Source organism: Tenacibaculum piscium (genome assembly GCF_021390715.1).
Taxonomy (GTDB): Bacteria; Bacteroidota; Bacteroidia; order Flavobacteriales; family Flavobacteriaceae; genus Polaribacter; species Polaribacter piscius.
Genome location: NZ_JAJGWT010000004.1, coordinates 156940 through 173175, shown reverse-complemented (window position 1 = coordinate 173175; position 16236 = coordinate 156940). Strand labels below are relative to the sequence as shown.

Annotated in this window: 18 protein-coding genes; 5 read left to right on the top strand and 13 right to left on the bottom strand. The window is 30.3% G+C overall.

All coding sequences use genetic code 11. The features are described from left to right. Positions 1-10: 10 nt before the first annotated feature. The 7 genes from L0U77_RS05830 to L0U77_RS05800 form a co-directional block, all read right to left on the bottom strand. The gene (locus L0U77_RS05830) at positions 11-1576 is read right to left on the bottom strand and encodes a sensor histidine kinase (protein ID WP_101916903.1); all 1566 of its coding nucleotides are present in this window, start codon (positions 1574-1576) and stop codon (positions 11-13) included. Between the two features lie 111 nt (positions 1577-1687). Beyond that, the gene (gene coaE / locus L0U77_RS05825) at positions 1688-2278 is read right to left on the bottom strand and encodes a dephospho-CoA kinase (RefSeq protein WP_233900882.1); all 591 of its coding nucleotides are present in this window, start codon (positions 2276-2278) and stop codon (positions 1688-1690) included. Between the two features lie 13 nt (positions 2279-2291). After that, a complete protein-coding gene (locus L0U77_RS05820) occupies positions 2292-3239 on the bottom strand; it encodes a YbbR-like domain-containing protein (RefSeq protein ID WP_233900881.1) in 948 nt (315 codons plus the stop codon). A gap of 127 nt (positions 3240-3366) precedes the next feature. Beyond that, complete coding sequence (gene yajC, locus L0U77_RS05815; protein ID WP_101916906.1) at positions 3367-3684, bottom strand: preprotein translocase subunit YajC; 318 nt, start codon at positions 3682-3684, stop codon at positions 3367-3369. Beyond that, positions 3684-4151 (bottom strand): DUF1573 domain-containing protein, encoded by a 468-nt coding sequence (locus L0U77_RS05810; RefSeq protein ID WP_101916907.1) that lies wholly within the window; start codon positions 4149-4151, stop codon positions 3684-3686. The genes yajC and L0U77_RS05810 overlap by 1 nt, the downstream gene beginning before the upstream one ends. Positions 4152-4191: 40 nt before the next feature. Further along, on the bottom strand, positions 4192-5130 hold the full coding sequence (gene nusB / locus L0U77_RS05805; RefSeq protein WP_101916908.1) for a transcription antitermination factor NusB: 939 nt from the start codon (positions 5128-5130) through the stop codon (positions 4192-4194). A gap of 89 nt (positions 5131-5219) precedes the next feature. Then, positions 5220-6320, bottom strand: coding sequence for a Glu/Leu/Phe/Val family dehydrogenase (locus tag L0U77_RS05800; RefSeq protein ID WP_101916909.1), 1101 nt, complete (start codon positions 6318-6320; stop codon positions 5220-5222). A 163-nt stretch (positions 6321-6483) separates the two neighbouring features. Between L0U77_RS05800 and L0U77_RS05795 the strand changes: the two genes are divergently transcribed. Together L0U77_RS05795 and L0U77_RS05790 are read left to right on the top strand one after the other, a co-directional pair. Then, complete coding sequence (locus L0U77_RS05795) at positions 6484-8238, top strand: ABC transporter ATP-binding protein (RefSeq protein WP_233900880.1); 1755 nt, start codon at positions 6484-6486, stop codon at positions 8236-8238. A 100-nt stretch (positions 8239-8338) separates the two neighbouring features. After that, positions 8339-8719, top strand: coding sequence for a PUR family DNA/RNA-binding protein (locus tag L0U77_RS05790; RefSeq protein WP_101916911.1), 381 nt, complete (start codon positions 8339-8341; stop codon positions 8717-8719). Positions 8720-8792: 73 nt separating this feature from the next. Here L0U77_RS05790 and L0U77_RS05785 read toward each other — a convergent pair whose 3' ends face one another. Together L0U77_RS05785 and L0U77_RS05780 are read right to left on the bottom strand one after the other, a co-directional pair. Further along, the gene (locus L0U77_RS05785; RefSeq protein ID WP_233900879.1) at positions 8793-9893 is read right to left on the bottom strand and encodes an isochorismate synthase; all 1101 of its coding nucleotides are present in this window, start codon (positions 9891-9893) and stop codon (positions 8793-8795) included. Between the two features lie 31 nt (positions 9894-9924). Further along, positions 9925-10341, bottom strand: coding sequence for a PaaI family thioesterase (locus tag L0U77_RS05780; protein WP_193699866.1), 417 nt, complete (start codon positions 10339-10341; stop codon positions 9925-9927). Between the two features lie 56 nt (positions 10342-10397). Between L0U77_RS05780 and L0U77_RS05775 the strand changes: the two genes are divergently transcribed. Beyond that, on the top strand, positions 10398-10922 hold the full coding sequence (locus L0U77_RS05775; protein WP_233900878.1) for a plasmid pRiA4b ORF-3 family protein: 525 nt from the start codon (positions 10398-10400) through the stop codon (positions 10920-10922). 66 nt (positions 10923-10988) lie between these two features. Next, on the top strand, positions 10989-11609 hold the full coding sequence (locus L0U77_RS05770; protein ID WP_101916915.1) for an L-threonylcarbamoyladenylate synthase: 621 nt from the start codon (positions 10989-10991) through the stop codon (positions 11607-11609). An 8-nt stretch (positions 11610-11617) separates the two neighbouring features. Here the strand turns inward: L0U77_RS05770 and L0U77_RS05765 are convergent, their stop codons facing one another. Both L0U77_RS05765 and L0U77_RS05760 read right to left on the bottom strand, forming a co-directional pair. After that, positions 11618-12628: a glycosyltransferase family 2 protein gene (locus L0U77_RS05765; protein ID WP_233900877.1), complete on the bottom strand. Its 1011-nt coding sequence runs from the start codon at positions 12626-12628 to the stop codon at positions 11618-11620. A gap of 24 nt (positions 12629-12652) precedes the next feature. Further along, positions 12653-13096, bottom strand: a complete 444-nt coding sequence (locus L0U77_RS05760; protein ID WP_233897770.1) for a type I restriction enzyme HsdR N-terminal domain-containing protein — start codon at positions 13094-13096, stop codon at positions 12653-12655. A 17-nt stretch (positions 13097-13113) separates the two neighbouring features. On the opposite strand from L0U77_RS05760, the gene holA reads away from it, so the two are divergent. Further along, positions 13114-14115: a DNA polymerase III subunit delta gene (gene holA, locus L0U77_RS05755; protein WP_233897769.1), complete on the top strand. Its 1002-nt coding sequence runs from the start codon at positions 13114-13116 to the stop codon at positions 14113-14115. On the opposite strand, the gene L0U77_RS05750 is transcribed toward holA, so the two are convergent. Further along, entirely contained in the window at positions 14099-14791 is a 693-nt protein-coding gene (locus L0U77_RS05750; protein WP_233897768.1) for a transposase, read from the bottom strand. The genes holA and L0U77_RS05750 overlap by 17 nt on opposite strands. A gap of 262 nt (positions 14792-15053) precedes the next feature. Next, the gene (gene tsaD / locus L0U77_RS05745; protein WP_233900876.1) at positions 15054-16082 is read right to left on the bottom strand and encodes a tRNA (adenosine(37)-N6)-threonylcarbamoyltransferase complex transferase subunit TsaD; all 1029 of its coding nucleotides are present in this window, start codon (positions 16080-16082) and stop codon (positions 15054-15056) included. Positions 16083-16236 lie beyond the last annotated feature (154 nt).

Below are 16236 nucleotides of genomic sequence, written 5' to 3'. Positions count from 1 at the left end.
TTTGTTTTTTTTAGATTAGTGGTAATTTTACTGTAAATACGCTTCCTTTTCCTTTTTCACTTTCAACGCTAACAGTACCTTGATGTCCTTCTACAATTTCTTTAACGTATGCGAGTCCTAAACCGTGTCCTTTTACGTTGTGTATATTTCCTTTATGTTCTCTATAAAATTTATCAAAAACGTATTTTTGTGCGTTTTTACTCATTCCGATACCTTCATCTTTTATTTTGATGATAAAATATTTGTTGGTACTTTGTGTATAAACATCAATTTTAGGAGCTCCTTCAGAATACTTCAATGCATTTTCGAGCATATTCACGATGATGTTTATTAAGTGAAATTGATTTCCAGAAATTTCGGTAATTATGGCTTCATAATGTGGTGTTACGCTTCCTTTTTTGTCATCAACTAAAAGCTGAATATGTTCAATAGCTTCTTCAATAACGTCGTGCATATCGGTTGCTTCCTTACTAATTTCTAGTTGTTTTTTTTCTAATCGAGATATTCTTAATACGTTTTCAACTTGCGTGTGCATTCGTTTATTTTCTTCACGAATCATTTTCACGTATCGTTTTACTTTTTCTTGATCGGCTATAATTTTAGGATTTTTAATAGCATCTAAAGCTAAATTGATGGTCGCGATTGGTGTTTTAAATTCGTGCGTCATGTTATTAATAAAATCTGTTTTTATTTCAGATATTTTTTTCTGACGAATCAATAAATAGAGTGATGTTGAGAAAGCGAAAATAATAATTCCGATAAATAATAAGGATAGTGCTAAAATTTTAAACATTCCTGAGAGTAAATTTTTTCTTTCATCAGGAAATTTGATGTATAATTTATATTTACTGATGCCGTTATCGTCGGCTAATAGTGGATAATTTGCATCATTTGGTTGTATGTTAAAGTATCCTGATTTTAATTGTGTTGCTAATCCGTCTTCATATACGCCGTATTTAAAATCCTGCGTTATGTTCATTTTAGCCAATTCTTCTTTGATGGTAATGTTGAGTTCTTTGTTGCTAATTCTTTGATTAATAGGGTATAATCTTTTCTTTTGAAGAAACATATCTTCAATTAATTTTTTATTAAATTTCGGATATGTTTTAAATGTAGAGAAGCTTGTTTCTTCTACAAATGGTTTAAAGTCTTTATTTTCTGATTTAATTACTTGCGATGAATAAAAGTCTTGTTTACTTGAATATCGTTTTAAAATAATGGAATCATTGTTTATAAAATCGCCAGGCATTTTGATACTTTCGCCTAAAATAGTAGTTCCGAATGTAAATTTTCGTTTACTTGTGGTATCTATTTGTTGAAAAAGATAGGTTGTTATTTCGGCATCGGAAACGAACTTTTTATCTTTTAGAAATTCTTGATTATTTTGAATAAATTCGGCGTATTCTCTATCTTTAATTCTTTCGGAAGTTCTTGCTAGGGCGATTTTAATATTGCTATCAAATTGTTGTTGTTTATTTTTGATAGCATCTTTAATCCAATACATTTGAACCGAGATAATTCCTACCAAAGAAATACTCATTAAAACAACAATCAGAATAAAAATTTTTTTCCCCATAGTATCCAAAAATAAATTAATAAAATGAAGGTTTGGTTATTTTTAACTTTTTTTAACAGAAATATTATAAAGTTAAGTTATTTTTAAGAGTTTTTTTTGATAAAACACAAATTAGCGATTTGTATTTGTTAAAATATTGTGAATTCTTGTAACTTCATGTTGTGTATTTTCACGGATGATATTTTGAATTACATAATTAGATTGCAGTATTTTTTTGGTTTCGCTCCACTGATTTTTGATTCTATTTTTTACGGCTGTAATAGTGGTATTATCTCTTTTTAAAACGCGTTCAATTCTGATATTTTCAGGTGCTGTTACGGTAATTATTTTATCACAAAAGTTATTGCTATTATTTTCAAAAAGGATGGCATTTTCGTAGATAATATAGTTTTTTTGGGCATTTTCAAGGATGAAATTTTGAAAATGTTTATGAACCACAGGATGTACGATAGCGTTTAAAACGGCTAATTTTTCTTTATTTTTAAAAACGATATTTGCTAAAAATGCTGTATTTAATTCGTTGTTTTTGTAGGTATTTTCGCCAAATTCGGCGATTAATTTTGTTTTAATTTCCTCAGAGGAGTTTATTAATTTTTTAGCTTGAGAATCCGCAATATAAATAGCGATATTTTCAAATTTTGCAAACATTTTTATTACGGTAGATTTTCCGCTACCAATGCCACCTGTTACGCCTATAATCATTTTAGTTATATTTTTATTTTGCTGTTTTTTTATGAATTAAAAAATCTATTTTCTTAGGAACGATTCTAATTATTGTAATTGAATCGGGTTTTTTTATTAATTTGGGAGTAAGATAAGAGGTTTCATCAATTTTTATTTGTTTGTAATCGCAGGCAATTTTAAAAAGATTTGGATTAATTTTGTTAAAATTTTTCAATCCTACTTTATAGATTACGTTCACTTTTTTAGGAAAAATATTGATACCTTTTGGAGGATTTTTCACTAAAACAGGAATTTCAATTTCTCCTTGTGTAAATTTATCGACAAAAATACTTATTTCTGCTGATTTTAGCGTTGTTTTTACGTGTTCAGGAATTTGAATTTTGGAGGTAATTTTAGTATTTTCGGAAATATTTACGAGTTTTTTCTCGATTAAATTTAGTTCCTTAATTTTTTCTATGATTAATTTTTCTCCAGAAATGAGTACATTTTTAGGAGTTATTTTCAGAGGTGTTGCCAGGTCGTAACCGAGTTGAAAATTGAGGTCTAAATTTGGTTTTAAAGGAACTATTTTGGTGTGTAGTGTTCCTATTTTAAGCGGAATCGTATCTTTTTGAATGCGTATTAATTTAATTCCTGATGGTAACTGATTTTTAAGTTTTGGTTCTAGTTCTTTGGTTAAGAAATAATAATCGTTCTTATTTGTATTTGTATTTTTATTTTTTACTTTTGATAGGTTCAGTGCTAGAATATTATTTTTAAAATTAGTACTGATAAGTTTAAAACCGCTTCCTTTTACGAGTAGTGGAATTTTTTCAACGGGCGTATCAATAATTATTTTTTTGATAGGCAAATTGGTATAGGCTACTTGAAATAGTATTTCGGTAGTGTATTGTTTTGATAAGTTTATCAGCAACCAAAAAAGTATGGATGCTGTTAAAAAACCGAAAAAAGTTTTTGGTATGTTACTTTTTTTTTTCAAAATTCTTAAAATTTTAAAATTCAGAATAGAAGATAAAAATACAATAAAAATACAACAAACAGGCACAAAAAAAGAGTGCTGTATAGCACTCTTTTTTAGATATAAATCGGTATAATAAAAAATAGTATTATTTAACGTCTGTTTGATATTTTTTACTTAATTCCATAGAAATTGCAGAGCGTTCAAATTTAATTTTACCAGCACCAGTTTCAATAGTAACGGTATTATCGGTGTCGTTAATTTCTACGATTTTACCATGAATACCACTAGAAGTAACTACTTTAATTCCTTTAACAACAGTGGTTTGGAATTTTTTTTCATTTTTTTGACGTTTCATCTGCGGACGAATAATCAAGAAATAAAAAACACCAATCATTGCAACAAAAGGAAGCATACTCATAATGCTTTCTTGGGTACTTGCTTGTAAAAGAATCGTTATAAACATTATGCTTTTTTATTTTTAGGAGTTACCATACCTGTAATTTTGATAACTTCTCTACCTTTTTGAGTATTGGTTGTTAAGGTAATTGATTTTGATTGTTTGTTTGGTTTTCCGCTTGTATTAAAACTTACTTGAATTTCACCTGTTTCACCTGGAGCAATTGCTTCTTTAGGCCATGATGGCACAGTACAACCACAACTTGCTTGTGCGTTTGTAATTACTAAATCAGATTTTCCAGTATTTGTAACAATAAAAGATGTTTTAACAACCTCTCCTTCGTTTACAGTTCCGAAATTATGCTCTTCTTTATCAAAAGAAATAGAAGCTGTTCCTTTATTGATAGAAACATCTCTTTTTTCAGCATTTTCTACGTTTTCTTTTTTTACTTTAGACGAGGCATCGCTTTTTCCACAAGAAATAAAAACTCCTGTTGAAAGAACAAATGCAATTGCTAGTGCTATTTTCTTCATGTTAAAATAATTAATTTGTTTTGGTAAAAATAATAAATTTTTATAACAAACCTCTACCAGTTTTCACCATTTTTTCAGAAGCTAAGTAATCTTTCGATAATTTATCTAATACACCGTTGATAAAGTAGCCACTTTTATTGGTCGAATAATCTTTAGCAAGTTCAATATATTCGTTGATGCTCACTCTACTAGGAATTGAGGGAAAGTGTAAAAATTCAGTAATCGACATTTTAATGATAATCATATCGATATCAGCAATTCTATCAGCTTCCCAGTTGGGTGTTTTTTCGATAATATCGTCTTGATAATTGTGTTGATTCAACACTGTTTTTTGAAATAGTTTTGACACAAATTGTTTGTCTTCACTATCTTTATAAAGGCTTCCGAGTATAAAAGGATTTTGTTCTTTTTGTTTATTTAATGATTTTGAAATCCAAGTATTTACAAAAGGAATATCATCTACCCAAGAAATCATTTTATCTTCAAAATAATCGGCTAATTTTTCATTAGGAGCGATAATTTCTTTAAAAAATGATACGATAAAAGTTTTATCTACATGAAAAGAATCTTTTGGATTTTTCATATATTCTTGATACAAATCACTGTTTAGTAATTCGTCTAAAATGATTCGTACATATTCATTGTCTAGCTCCCAATAGTTAAGTTCGTGTAAGCTTACGTATGCTTCTAAACTGCTACTTTGCATTAATTTATTGATAAGTTTATTGTCAATAAATTTGGTATTTGGGTTTAATTCTTCTTTAGTGGCAAGTATTTTCTTTTTAGAAAGTACGATTCTCTTTTGAGCTAATTTTTGCACTTCAACTAATAATTGAAGATTAAGTGCATATAAATCATACATTTTATCAATGCTGTTTTTCAAGAACTTTTCTTCTTTTAGGATATCATCACTGTGTGATTGCTGTATTGCGTACACCGATTGCATTACTTTAACTCGAATATGTCTTCTGTTAATCATTTGAAAGAACTTTTAAAAACTTTTTAAAAAAAAGAGCGGTAGAAACTATTTCTAACGCTCTGCAAAAGTAAAACTTTTTTATTTTTTACCTAGTTATTTTTTTCTTTTTTACGTGCATCGATTCTTGCTTGTGCAATATTGAAGGCTGCTTGGTGTGTTGTAATGCTTTTTTTGTCTGCTAAGTTGAAAATATCTAAGGTTGTATTGAAGATATTTTCGGTTCTTTTTAAGCTTTCTGCCTTATCATATCCAGCAACTTCGGCGTACACATTTATAATTCCACCCGCGTTAATTAAAAAGTCAGGAGCGTATGCAATTCCTTTTTCTCTCAATAATTTACCGTGTTTTAATTCATCTGCTAATTGATTGTTAGCTGCACCAGCAATAACTTTTGCTTTTAATTGTGCAATACTTTGGTCATTTATGGTTGCTCCTAAGGCACATGGTGCATAAATATCGACATCTAAACCGTAAATATCGTTTCCTAAGATTACGCTAGCACCGTATTTTTTACTTAATTCTTCTAAACGGGCTTCGTTAATATCGTTTAAAATAACTTGCGCACCTTCATCGGTAATATGTTTTACTAAAGTTTCACCAACATGACCAACTCCTTGAACTAATACTTTTTTTCCGTTTAAGTTTTCGGAACCAAAACGATATTTTGCTGCTGCTTTCATTCCCATATAAACACCATAAGCAGTTACAGGTGATGGATTTCCTGAACCACCAATAGCTTCAGAAATACCAGCAACGTGTGGCGTTACTTCGCGAATAATATCCATGTCATGCGTTTCCATACCAACATCTTCGGCAGTAATATATTTTCCGCTTAATGAATTTACATATTCTCCAAACTTACGCATTAATACGTCGTTTTTTTGAGTTTTAGCATCACCGATAATTACGGCTTTACCACCACCAAGATTTAAGCCTGTAATAGCTGCTTTATACGTCATTCCACGTGATAAACGTAACACATCATTTAACGCTTCCCATTCACTTTTGTATTGCCACATTCGAGTACCTCCTAAAGCAGGTCCTAAAGTTGTATTATGAATACCGATTATTGCCTTTAAACCTGTATCTTCGTCATTGCAAAAAACGATTTGTTCGTGATTGTCAAAAGATAACTGACCAAATACTGGGTCATTCTTAAGGTCTTTAGTATCAATGATTTCTGATGTCATTTGTTTGGGGTTTTAAGTTGAGATTATTTTTAATATCTCAAAAATTTCATCACAAAAATAAGAAATCGATAAAACATAAGCAATAAAAGAAGCCTTAATTATAATATCTTTAGTTTTGATACTTTTTATTTTTATAATTTTTAACTAAAAAAATATTTTCATTTTGAAATCATTAAAATATCTTAATAAATACTTTATAAAATATAAATGGCGGTTATTATTGGGCGTGTTAATTACCATTTTAGCAAAAGTCCTGACCTTAAAAATACCTGATTTTGTTGGAAATTCTCTAAATGTTGTGGAAGATTATCGCTTGGGAAAAGTAACCGATTTATCCGAAGTAAAAAGTGTTTTATTCGATAATATTATGTTGATAATCGGCGTTACTTTATTGGGTGGTTTTTTTACTTTTCTGATGCGACAAACCATTATTGTAATGTCTCGAATGATTGAATTTGATTTAAAGAATGAAATTTATCAGCAATATCAGCGTTTATCGACTAATTTTTATAAAAACAACAGAACGGGCGATTTAATGAATCGTATTAGCGAAGATGTTTCGAAAGTGCGTATGTATTTTGGTCCTGCGATTATGTATTCGTTAAATATGCTGATTTCCTTAGTTATTGGATTTAGTCAAATGTATGCAATTTCTCCTACGCTTACTTTTTATACGATGCTTCCGTTTCCTATTTTATCGGTTTCGATTTTCGTGTTAAGCAAACAAATCAACAAACGAAGTACGATTGTTCAACAATATTTATCAAAATTAACAACGTTTAATCAAGAGTTTTTTTCGGGGATTAATGTCGTTAAATCGTATGCGATAGAACCACAAGTAATCGCTTCTTTTGATGAAATAGCAAATCAAAGTAAAGAGAAAAACATCGATTTATATAAAATTCAAGCCTTATTTTTTCCGTTGATGATTTTATTAATCGGGATTAGTAATATTATTGTGCTATACATTGGTGGAAAACAATATATTGCTGGCGAAATTCAATTAGGTGCAATTGGAGCATTTATAATGTATGTAAATATCTTAACTTGGCCAGTAGCCGTAGTGGGTTGGGTAACCTCGATGGTGCAACAAGCTGAAGCATCACAACAACGAATTAATGAATTTTTAGAACAAGTTCCTGAAATTAGCAATACGACAAATAGACACACCGACATAAAAGGTAAAATCGAATTTAAAAATGTTTCTTTAACCTATGATGATACGAATATTACGGCATTAAAAAACGTAAATTTAATTATTGAAAAAGGCGAAACATTGGCTATTTTAGGGAAAACAGGTAGTGGAAAATCAACGATTATCAATTTAATTGCTCGCTTATATGATGCCACTGAAGGTGAAGTTTTAATCGATGGAAAAAATATAAAAGAATGTAATTTATATGATGTCCGAAATCAACTTGGTTTTGTGCCTCAAGACCCATTTTTATTTTCCGATACGCTTGAAAATAATATTAAATTCGGAAAAGAAAATGCTACAGAACAAGAAATTATAGAAGCCTCCAAAAATGCCGTAATTCATGATAATATTATAGGATTTAAAAATGGTTATCAAACGATTTTAGGGGAAAGAGGCGTTACTTTATCGGGAGGACAAAAACAACGAACAGCCATTGCGAGAGCGATTATTAAAAATCCTAAAGTATTAATTTTTGATGATTGTTTATCGGCAGTTGATACTCAAACCGAATCACAAATTTTAACAAATTTAGAGAACGTATCGAGCGATAAAACAACCATTATCATAAGTCATAGAGTGTCATCAGCCAAAAATGCCGATAAAATTATTGTATTAGATGCAGGAGAAATTGTACAGCAAGGTGTTCATAATCAGTTAATAAAAGTGTCAGGATATTATAAAACGTTATATGAACAACAACTTTTAGAAAAAGAATTGTAATGTTTCGTATTGCCAAATCAATTATTTTATTAGATTTGTTGAGCAACTTAAAAAAGAAATTTAAAGAAATAAAAAATTATTATTATCTAAGAAATGAACTATGAGTGAGAGAGAGAGAGTAGAGCAAGAAGAAATTTTTTCACAAGTTTTAAGAGCAGGAAGACGCACTTATTTTTTTGATGTAAGAGCAACCAAAGCATCTGATTACTATTTAACGGTAACAGAAAGTAAAAAATTCACCCACGATGATGGTTCTTTCCATTATCAAAAACATAAAATTTACTTATATAAAGAAGATTTTTCGGATTTTAAAGAAATGTTAAATCAGGCTACTGATTTTATTGTAAACGAAAAAGGCTCGGAAGTAATTAGTGAACGTCATCAAAAAGATTATAAAAAAGAAGAAGAAACTGAAACAGTATTAGAAGTGCAAGCAGTTCCTACAGAAGTATTTACCAATGTTTCTTTCGATGATATTTAAAAAAAATCAATTCAAATTCAATTTACATTTTACACAAAAAAAGCATTAACTTTAATCGTTAATGCTTTTTTATTTATAAAACTTTTTTCATAGTCGCTGTTTTTGCGACTGTTTCTAACCACTCACTTTTAGGATTGCTATCTTTAGTGATTCCACCGCCAACATATATAAAAGCTGTATTATTTTTAATTTCCATACATCTTAAATTCACAAAAAGCTCTGATGTATTTTTGCCTGTTTTTGTTAAGTTTAATTCTCCTAAAAAACCAGCATAATAACTTCTATTATAGTTTTCATTTTTCAAGATAAAGGCTTTTGAAGCTTCCAAAGGCAAACCACAAACCGCAGGAGTAGGGTGTAATTTTTTTAGCAATGTTGAATTTTCTGTGGTGCTTTCAGAAGTGTTTGCAGAAGTAATTGTAGCGGTAATTTCCCCTGAAATTAATGTTTTTAAATGGAGTAAATTTCCAGCTTTGATGGTTTCTACGTCATTTTTTTGAACTTTAGTGCAAATAGTTTCAAGTTTGCTGGTAATATAATCGGTTACAAATTGTTGTTCTTCAATTTCTTTTGATTGCCAAAATACATCAGTCGTTCCTTTAAAAATCTGTGTTCCTGCCAATGCCATTGTTTCAAAATTTTGGGCATTTATTTTAACTAATGTTTCAGGCGTAGCACCAAGCCATAATCCAACTTTTGGATGAAACCAAATATAGGTAAACGCATTTTTATAATTGGTAAGCAATTTTTGAAATGCCGTTATCGCATTAAAATCGGTAAGAGAAATAGCTTCTTTTCTTGATAAAACAACTTTTTTAAACTGATTTTCTACAATAGCTTGAATGCCTTTTTCAACTAAATTAAGATGTTTTTTTTCTGCTGTTTCTGTTGCTTTTTTTTGTGAGATAAAATTCTTTTCAGAGATTTTATCAGAAAAATTAAAAGACGGTGTGTTTTCTTGTAGAAAATCAGCGTTATTTTCAGGAATTAAAACGGCTGTATTTTCGGCATCAAAAGGAGCAAAAATAAAACCTTTTTCTGTGTATTTGTCGGATGTATATAAAAAATCATCTTGTTGAAACCAACCGTTTAAAATATTGGTATTCGGTTTTCGATACACTACAAAAGGATGTTTTATATCAAGCCAATTCTTTATTTTTAAAAAAATATTCAATCTAAATTTATTTTATATGATGCTAAGAAGCTTATTTTTTATCTAAAACAATGTTCGTTATTTTACACAAAGAAATTAAATTTTGTTGTTCATCAACAATTTTAACTTCCCATAAATGCGTCGTTCTTCCTTGATGAACTGCTTTGGCTGTGGCAAAAACGTTGCCTTCTTTTTTACTTTTTACATGATTGATACTTAATTCAATTCCTTTTACAATTTTAGTTGTATCATTTAAAAAAAATGCGGAAGCACAACTTCCAACTGTTTCGGCTAAGGCCGCCGTTGCTCCTCCGTGCAAAATACCTTGCGGTTGATGCACTCTCGAATTTACAGGCATTTTGGCAGTAATATAATCAGCACCAACGTCAATAAACTCAATTTGAAGCGTTTCCATTAACGTATTTTTATTATAACTATTTAAAATATCAAGAGATTGTTGTATATCCATTTTACTAAAATTTTCATTCAAAAATACGTATTTTTGTAGCGACAAAAAATGATACCATGTATAAAGTACGCGTAATTTTAGATACCCAAAAAGATGTAATAAGAACTCTAGTAGTCAATGAAGTAAAATCATTAGAAAATTTGCATGCCGATATTGCAAAATCATTTGGTTTTAATGGGCAAGAAATGGCTTCTTTTTACCGAACAGATAACGATTGGAATCAAGGCGAGGAAATTCCGTTGTTTGATATGTCTGAAGAACAAGAGGCTTTATCAATGGCAATTTGTGGCATCAAAGAAACGTTACCAACAATGAATGATAAGTTAATTTATGTGTACGATTTTTTACAAATGTGGACATTTTATGTTGAACTTGTTGAATATTCTGATGAGGTTATTGAGGAGTCAAAAATAATTTTAAGTGTAGGTGAAATTCCTGATGAAGCTCCCAAAAAAGAATTTAAAGCGTCAAAATCTTCCAATAATTTACAAGATGATTTTGATGATGAATTTGGAGGAGAATTTAATGATGAGTTTCCAAGTTTCGAAAATATTGATGATTTCGATTTTGATAATTTTTAAATATTTTTATAGCGCATAAAAACAGCAAAATAAACAGTAATAAATAGCAATAAATAGCAAAGAGAGATGGCACAATTCATAAAATTATACAACGATAATCCGAATCCGAAAGAAATTGCAAAAATTGTGAAAGTTTTACAAAATGGCGGTTTAATTATTTATCCAACAGATACTATTTATGGCTTAGGATGTGATATTACCAATACAAAAGCACTCGAAAAAATCGCTAGAATAAAAGAAGTGAAGCTAGAGAAAGCAAATTTTTCATTTATTTGTAATGATTTAAGTCATTTATCCGATTATGTAAAACAGATAGATACGCCAACTTTTAAGATATTAAATAGAGCGTTGCCAGGACCTTATACCTTTATTTTACCAGGGAGTACTTCATTGCCAAAGGCATTTAAAAAGCGAAAAACGGTCGGGATTCGTGTGCCAGATAATGCTATTGCTCAGGCGATTGTGGAGGCTTTGGGAAATCCGATTGTTTCTACATCGATTCATGATGAAGATGAAATGATAGAATATACCACCGACCCAGAATTGATTTTTGAGAAATGGCAAAACCGTGTCGATATTGTAATTGACGGTGGCTATGGCGATAATCAAGCATCAACAGTTATTGATTTAACCACTGCGATGCCAGAAATAATTCGGGAAGGAAAAGGAAGTTTAGATATTTTGTAAATTTTTTGCTATTTTAAATTTTCAAATTTCGTTCTTTCCAAAGCATAACATTGCCAAACAACAGAAATATGATTGTTATAATTTGATTTCTGTTGTAGTTTTTTCCTTTTTTTGAGGAATTTAAAAAAGTTTGCATAAAAGCTAAAATGTGCTTTTAAAATAGCGATAGTATGTGTTGGTTTTAATTCAATTAAAAATTTAATTCCTGCGATTCCGTCTAAAATCAAGCGAGAAAAAATTACAAAAAACACTAAATTGTTCGGAACATTTTTAAGGATATTAAACAAACTATTTCTAAAGTTTAAGTAGGTTTTCTGCGGATTTATTGCTTCCAAAGTAGCACCGCCAACATGATATACGGTTGATTTTCCTACATATTTAATCGTGAAATTATTGTTTTTTGCTCGCCAACATAAATCAATTTCTTCTTGATGTGCAAAATAATCTTCATCAAAACCATTTAGTTGATGATACACTTTTGAGCGGATAAAAAAACACGCTCCCGATGCCCAAAAAATTTCGGTGGTATCATTAAATTGTCCGTTATCGGTTTCTAAATGATTGAAAATTCGTCCACGACAATATGGATATCCGTATAAATCTATAAATCCGCCACCTGCTCCTGCGTATTCAAATTTTGCTTTGTCTTTCTTTTTAGATTTAAAATCTAAAATTTTTGGCTGAATAATTGCCGTTTTTTCTTCTTTTTTAAAGGTGTCTAAAATAGGCGTTAGCCAGTTTTTTGTAACCTCGATATCAGAATTAACTAAGCAATAAATATCGGCTTTAATATGTTGTAACGCATCATTATATCCTTTGGCATAACCGCCGTTAATAGTATTTTCAACAATTTTAACAGTAGGGAAATTTTGTTTGATAAATTCAACAGATGTATCCGAAGAAGCATTATCAGCCACATAAATTTCAGCCTGATTTACACTAAAATTTACAATACTAGGTAAAAATTGTTCTAATAATTGTTTTCCATTCCAATTTAATATAACGATGGCTGTTTTCATATTGGCGAATTTATCAATTATTTGTTATTTATAATCAGGAATATCTTTTAAAAAAATATAGGTTTCATTTTTTGTATCAAGTTTGCAAAAATAATGCGATAATCCGTTGGTAACCACCAAAAAATTAGCCTTTAATTTTAAATTATAACGGGCAATTTGGTCGAAAGTATCTTGTGCAATTTTGATTTTTGGAGCTTTACATTCCACGATAATATTTGGTGTGCCATCCGAAGAAAAAATAACAATATCGGTGCGTTTTTGAAGAGTATTCAAAACTAATTGTTTTTCAATCGCAATTAAACTCGCAGGATATTTTTTTTCTTCTATTAAAAATCGAACAAAATGCTGACGAACCCATTCTTCAGGAGTTAATACCAAGTATTTTTTTCTTAAATTATCAAAAATAAATGTCTTATTATCGTTACTTTTGAGCCTAAATTTGTAGGTAGGAAGATTCAATTTTTGCATGCTTCAAAAATAATAAAATGAACGATATTAAAGCTATCATCTCCGATATAAAAGCAGGAAATTTAAAGCCTATTTATTTTTTAATGGGCGAAGAACCGTATTATATTGATAAAATTTCGGATTATATCGAGGAAAATGTGCTTGATGACTCTGAAAAAGGGTTTAATCAAGTGGTTATGTATGGCAGAGATGTTACGATTGATGAAATTATAGCATCGGCAAAACGCTACCCGATGATGGCTGATAAACAGGTGATTATCGTAAAAGAAGCACAGGATTTAAGCCGTACGATTGATCAAATTGAAACCTATGCTCAAAATCCACAAGTAAGTACCGTATTGGTTTTTAATTATAAATATAAAAAGCTCGATAAACGTAAAAAATCGTACAAAGCGATTGCTAAAAATGGTTTAATTTATGAAAGTAAAAAATTATATGACAATCAGGTTGCTGATTGGATTCGTAGAGTTTTAAGCGGGAAAAAATATACGATTGAGCCAAAAGCATCTCAAATGTTGGTGGAGTTTTTAGGAACAGATTTAAGTAAAATCGCCAATGAATTGGATAAATTAACTGCTGTTTTACCTCAAAAAACAATTATAACCGATAAACATATTGAACAAAATATTGGTATTTCAAAAGATTTTAACAATTTTGAATTACGAAAAGCAATCGGTCAAAAAGATATTGTAAAAGCAAACAGAATCATCAATTATTTTACGCAAAACCCTAAAAATAATCCGTTAGTAATGACGATTTCATTATTAAATAGTTTTTTTACACAATTGTTAATGTATCATGGTTTGAGAGATAAATCCAAAGGTTCTGTGGCTAAAAATTTAGGTATAAATCCTTATTTTGTAGATGATTATACGGTTTCAGTAAAGAAATATCCAATGCGAAAAGTATCGCAAGTAATCGGTTTTTTAAGAGAAGCAGATATCAAAAGTAAAGGAGTTGGAGCAAATCAATCACAGGGAGATATTCTAAAAGAATTATTGTTTAAAATTTTGCATTAATTTTATTCAAGCTGTCTTTTTTCCAATTTTGAGGATTATTTTTAATATAATCTGAAATTTTTAAATGTGATTTTTCATTTCTGATAATGTGTTCCCAATAATTTCGTTGCCATAATTTTTCATCAAAACGTTGCCAATCATTTGATTTTACATTACGAATATAATCATTTGTGGTCATGGTTTTAAACCATTGCACCAACGAATGTAGGGGCGAACCTATGTGTTCGCCCAACGATTCCTGTTTGTCTAGCGATTTATGTTTATCTAACAATTCCTGTTTGCTTAAAAATTCCTGTTCGCCCAACAATTTATGTTTGTCAATTTTTACGGATTGGTGGCGGGCAGATAGGTGTGAGCGTACAGATATGTGTGGGCGGACACATAGGTCAGCCCCTACGGTTAATTTCCCCATATTTTCAACAATACAATGAAAATGATTTGGCATAATAATCATTTCATGGCATTTTATGTCTTTGAATTTATTTTCCAATTCAAAATACCATTTTTCAATCATTTTCCCAGCATCATTTAATATCATTTTATCGTTATTTATTTCACCATAAAAATGCGTTTTTTTCTGACAACAAATCGTTAAAAAATACAAACCTGCTTGCGAATAATCATAATCTTTTAATCGAATAGATCTTCGGTGATGAATTTTTGGGTTGTATTTCATATTGTTTTATTTTGGTTAAATATTGTGATTAAATCATAAATGTAGGGGCGAACCTATGTGTTCGCCCAACGATTCCTGTTCGCCTAGCGATTCTTGTTTATCCAACAATTCCTGTTTGCTTAACAATTCCTGTTCGCCCAACAATTTATGTTTGTCAATTTTTACGGATTAGGTGGCGTACAGATAGGCGTGAGCGTACAGATAAGCGTGGGCGGATATATAGGCGTGGGCGGACACATAGGTCAGCCCCTACGAATTACATTTATTCGGTAACTTTTAAACGCGCTTTTGCGGTAACTGAAATATCGGTATAATCATTATTTAAATGTTTTAAATATCCAGCGATGGCAATCATGGCGGCATTATCGGTGGTGTATTCAAATTTTGGAATATAGGTTGTCCAACCCCAATGTTTTTCAGCAAAAAGTAAACGTTTTCTAATTTCTGAATTTGCAGAAACGCCACCAGCAATTGCAATGTGTTTAATATCGGTTTGTTTCACGGTGTTTTTTAATTTATCCATCAGAATTTCAACAATTGTATGTTGAATAGACGCACAAATATCATGTAAATTTTCTTGGATAAAATCAGGGTTTTCTTTTACATTTTTTTGGATAAAACGCAAAATTCCTGTTTTTAATCCGCTGAAACTAAACTCTAAATCGCCGACTTTTGGCTTGGTAAACTGATACGCCTTTGGATTTCCTAATTGTGCATATTTATCAATTAAAGGACCTCCAGGATATGGTAATCCTAGTATTTTTGCCGATTTGTCAAACGCTTCTCCAACGGCATCATCAATAGTTTCCCCTAAAATTTCCATTTCAAAATGATTGCTAACTTTAACAATTTGCGTATGTCCGCCGCTAATAGTTAAACAAACAAACGGAAATGGCGGAATTTTAGCATTTTCATCTTCAATAAAATGCGCTAAAATATGTGCTTGCATATGGTTTACAGCAATCAACGGAATGTTTAATCCTAAGGCAAAAGATTTTGCAAAAGATGTTCCAACTAATAAAGAACCCATCAAACCAGGACCTCGTGTAAAAGCAATGGCACTTAAATCATTTTTGGAGATATTCGCCTGTTCAATAGCTTGTTGCACCACAGGAACGATATTTTGTTGATGCGCTCTTGATGCCAATTCAGGAACAACACCGCCGTATTTAGCGTGTATTTCTTGGTTTGCAACCACGTTACTTATTACCTTTCCGTTGTAAATTACCGAAGCACTTGTGTCATCACAAGAACTTTCAATACCCAAAATATAGCTGTTTTTTGTCGTCAAAATAGTATTTGAATTATTCAATTTAATCGTGTATTAAAATGCAAAAATATCGTTATTACGTTAGATTTTCGTTAAAATTGATATTTCTTTAAAATTAGGCAATATTTTTGCTGTTAGCGGGTTACATTTGTTAGTCATTTTATAAAAATAAAAT

What these genes read in the sequence shown, in the direction of transcription:
- L0U77_RS05830 (WP_101916903.1), bottom strand. Translation starts at nt 1,576, where the DNA reads ATGGGGAAAAAAATTTTTATTCTGATTGTTGTTTTAATGAGTATTTCT.
- coaE (WP_233900882.1), bottom strand. Translation starts at nt 2,278, where the DNA reads ATGATTATAGGCGTAACAGGTGGCATTGGTAGCGGAAAATCTACCGTA.
- yajC (WP_101916906.1), bottom strand. Translation starts at nt 3,684, where the DNA reads ATGTTTATAACGATTCTTTTACAAGCAAGTACCCAAGAAAGCATTATG.
- L0U77_RS05810 (WP_101916907.1), bottom strand. Translation starts at nt 4,151, where the DNA reads ATGAAGAAAATAGCACTAGCAATTGCATTTGTTCTTTCAACAGGAGTT.
- nusB (WP_101916908.1), bottom strand. Translation starts at nt 5,130, where the DNA reads ATGATTAACAGAAGACATATTCGAGTTAAAGTAATGCAATCGGTGTAC.
- L0U77_RS05800 (WP_101916909.1), bottom strand. Translation starts at nt 6,320, where the DNA reads ATGACATCAGAAATCATTGATACTAAAGACCTTAAGAATGACCCAGTA.
- L0U77_RS05790 (WP_101916911.1), top strand. Translation starts at nt 8,339, where the DNA reads ATGAGTGAGAGAGAGAGAGTAGAGCAAGAAGAAATTTTTTCACAAGTT.
- L0U77_RS05780 (WP_193699866.1), bottom strand. Translation starts at nt 10,341, where the DNA reads ATGGATATACAACAATCTCTTGATATTTTAAATAGTTATAATAAAAAT.
- L0U77_RS05775 (WP_233900878.1), top strand. Translation starts at nt 10,398, where the DNA reads ATGTATAAAGTACGCGTAATTTTAGATACCCAAAAAGATGTAATAAGA.
- L0U77_RS05770 (WP_101916915.1), top strand. Translation starts at nt 10,989, where the DNA reads ATGGCACAATTCATAAAATTATACAACGATAATCCGAATCCGAAAGAA.
- L0U77_RS05765 (WP_233900877.1), bottom strand. Translation starts at nt 12,628, where the DNA reads ATGAAAACAGCCATCGTTATATTAAATTGGAATGGAAAACAATTATTA.
- L0U77_RS05760 (WP_233897770.1), bottom strand. Translation starts at nt 13,096, where the DNA reads ATGCAAAAATTGAATCTTCCTACCTACAAATTTAGGCTCAAAAGTAAC.
- holA (WP_233897769.1), top strand. Translation starts at nt 13,114, where the DNA reads ATGAACGATATTAAAGCTATCATCTCCGATATAAAAGCAGGAAATTTA.
- L0U77_RS05750 (WP_233897768.1), bottom strand. Translation starts at nt 14,791, where the DNA reads ATGAAATACAACCCAAAAATTCATCACCGAAGATCTATTCGATTAAAA.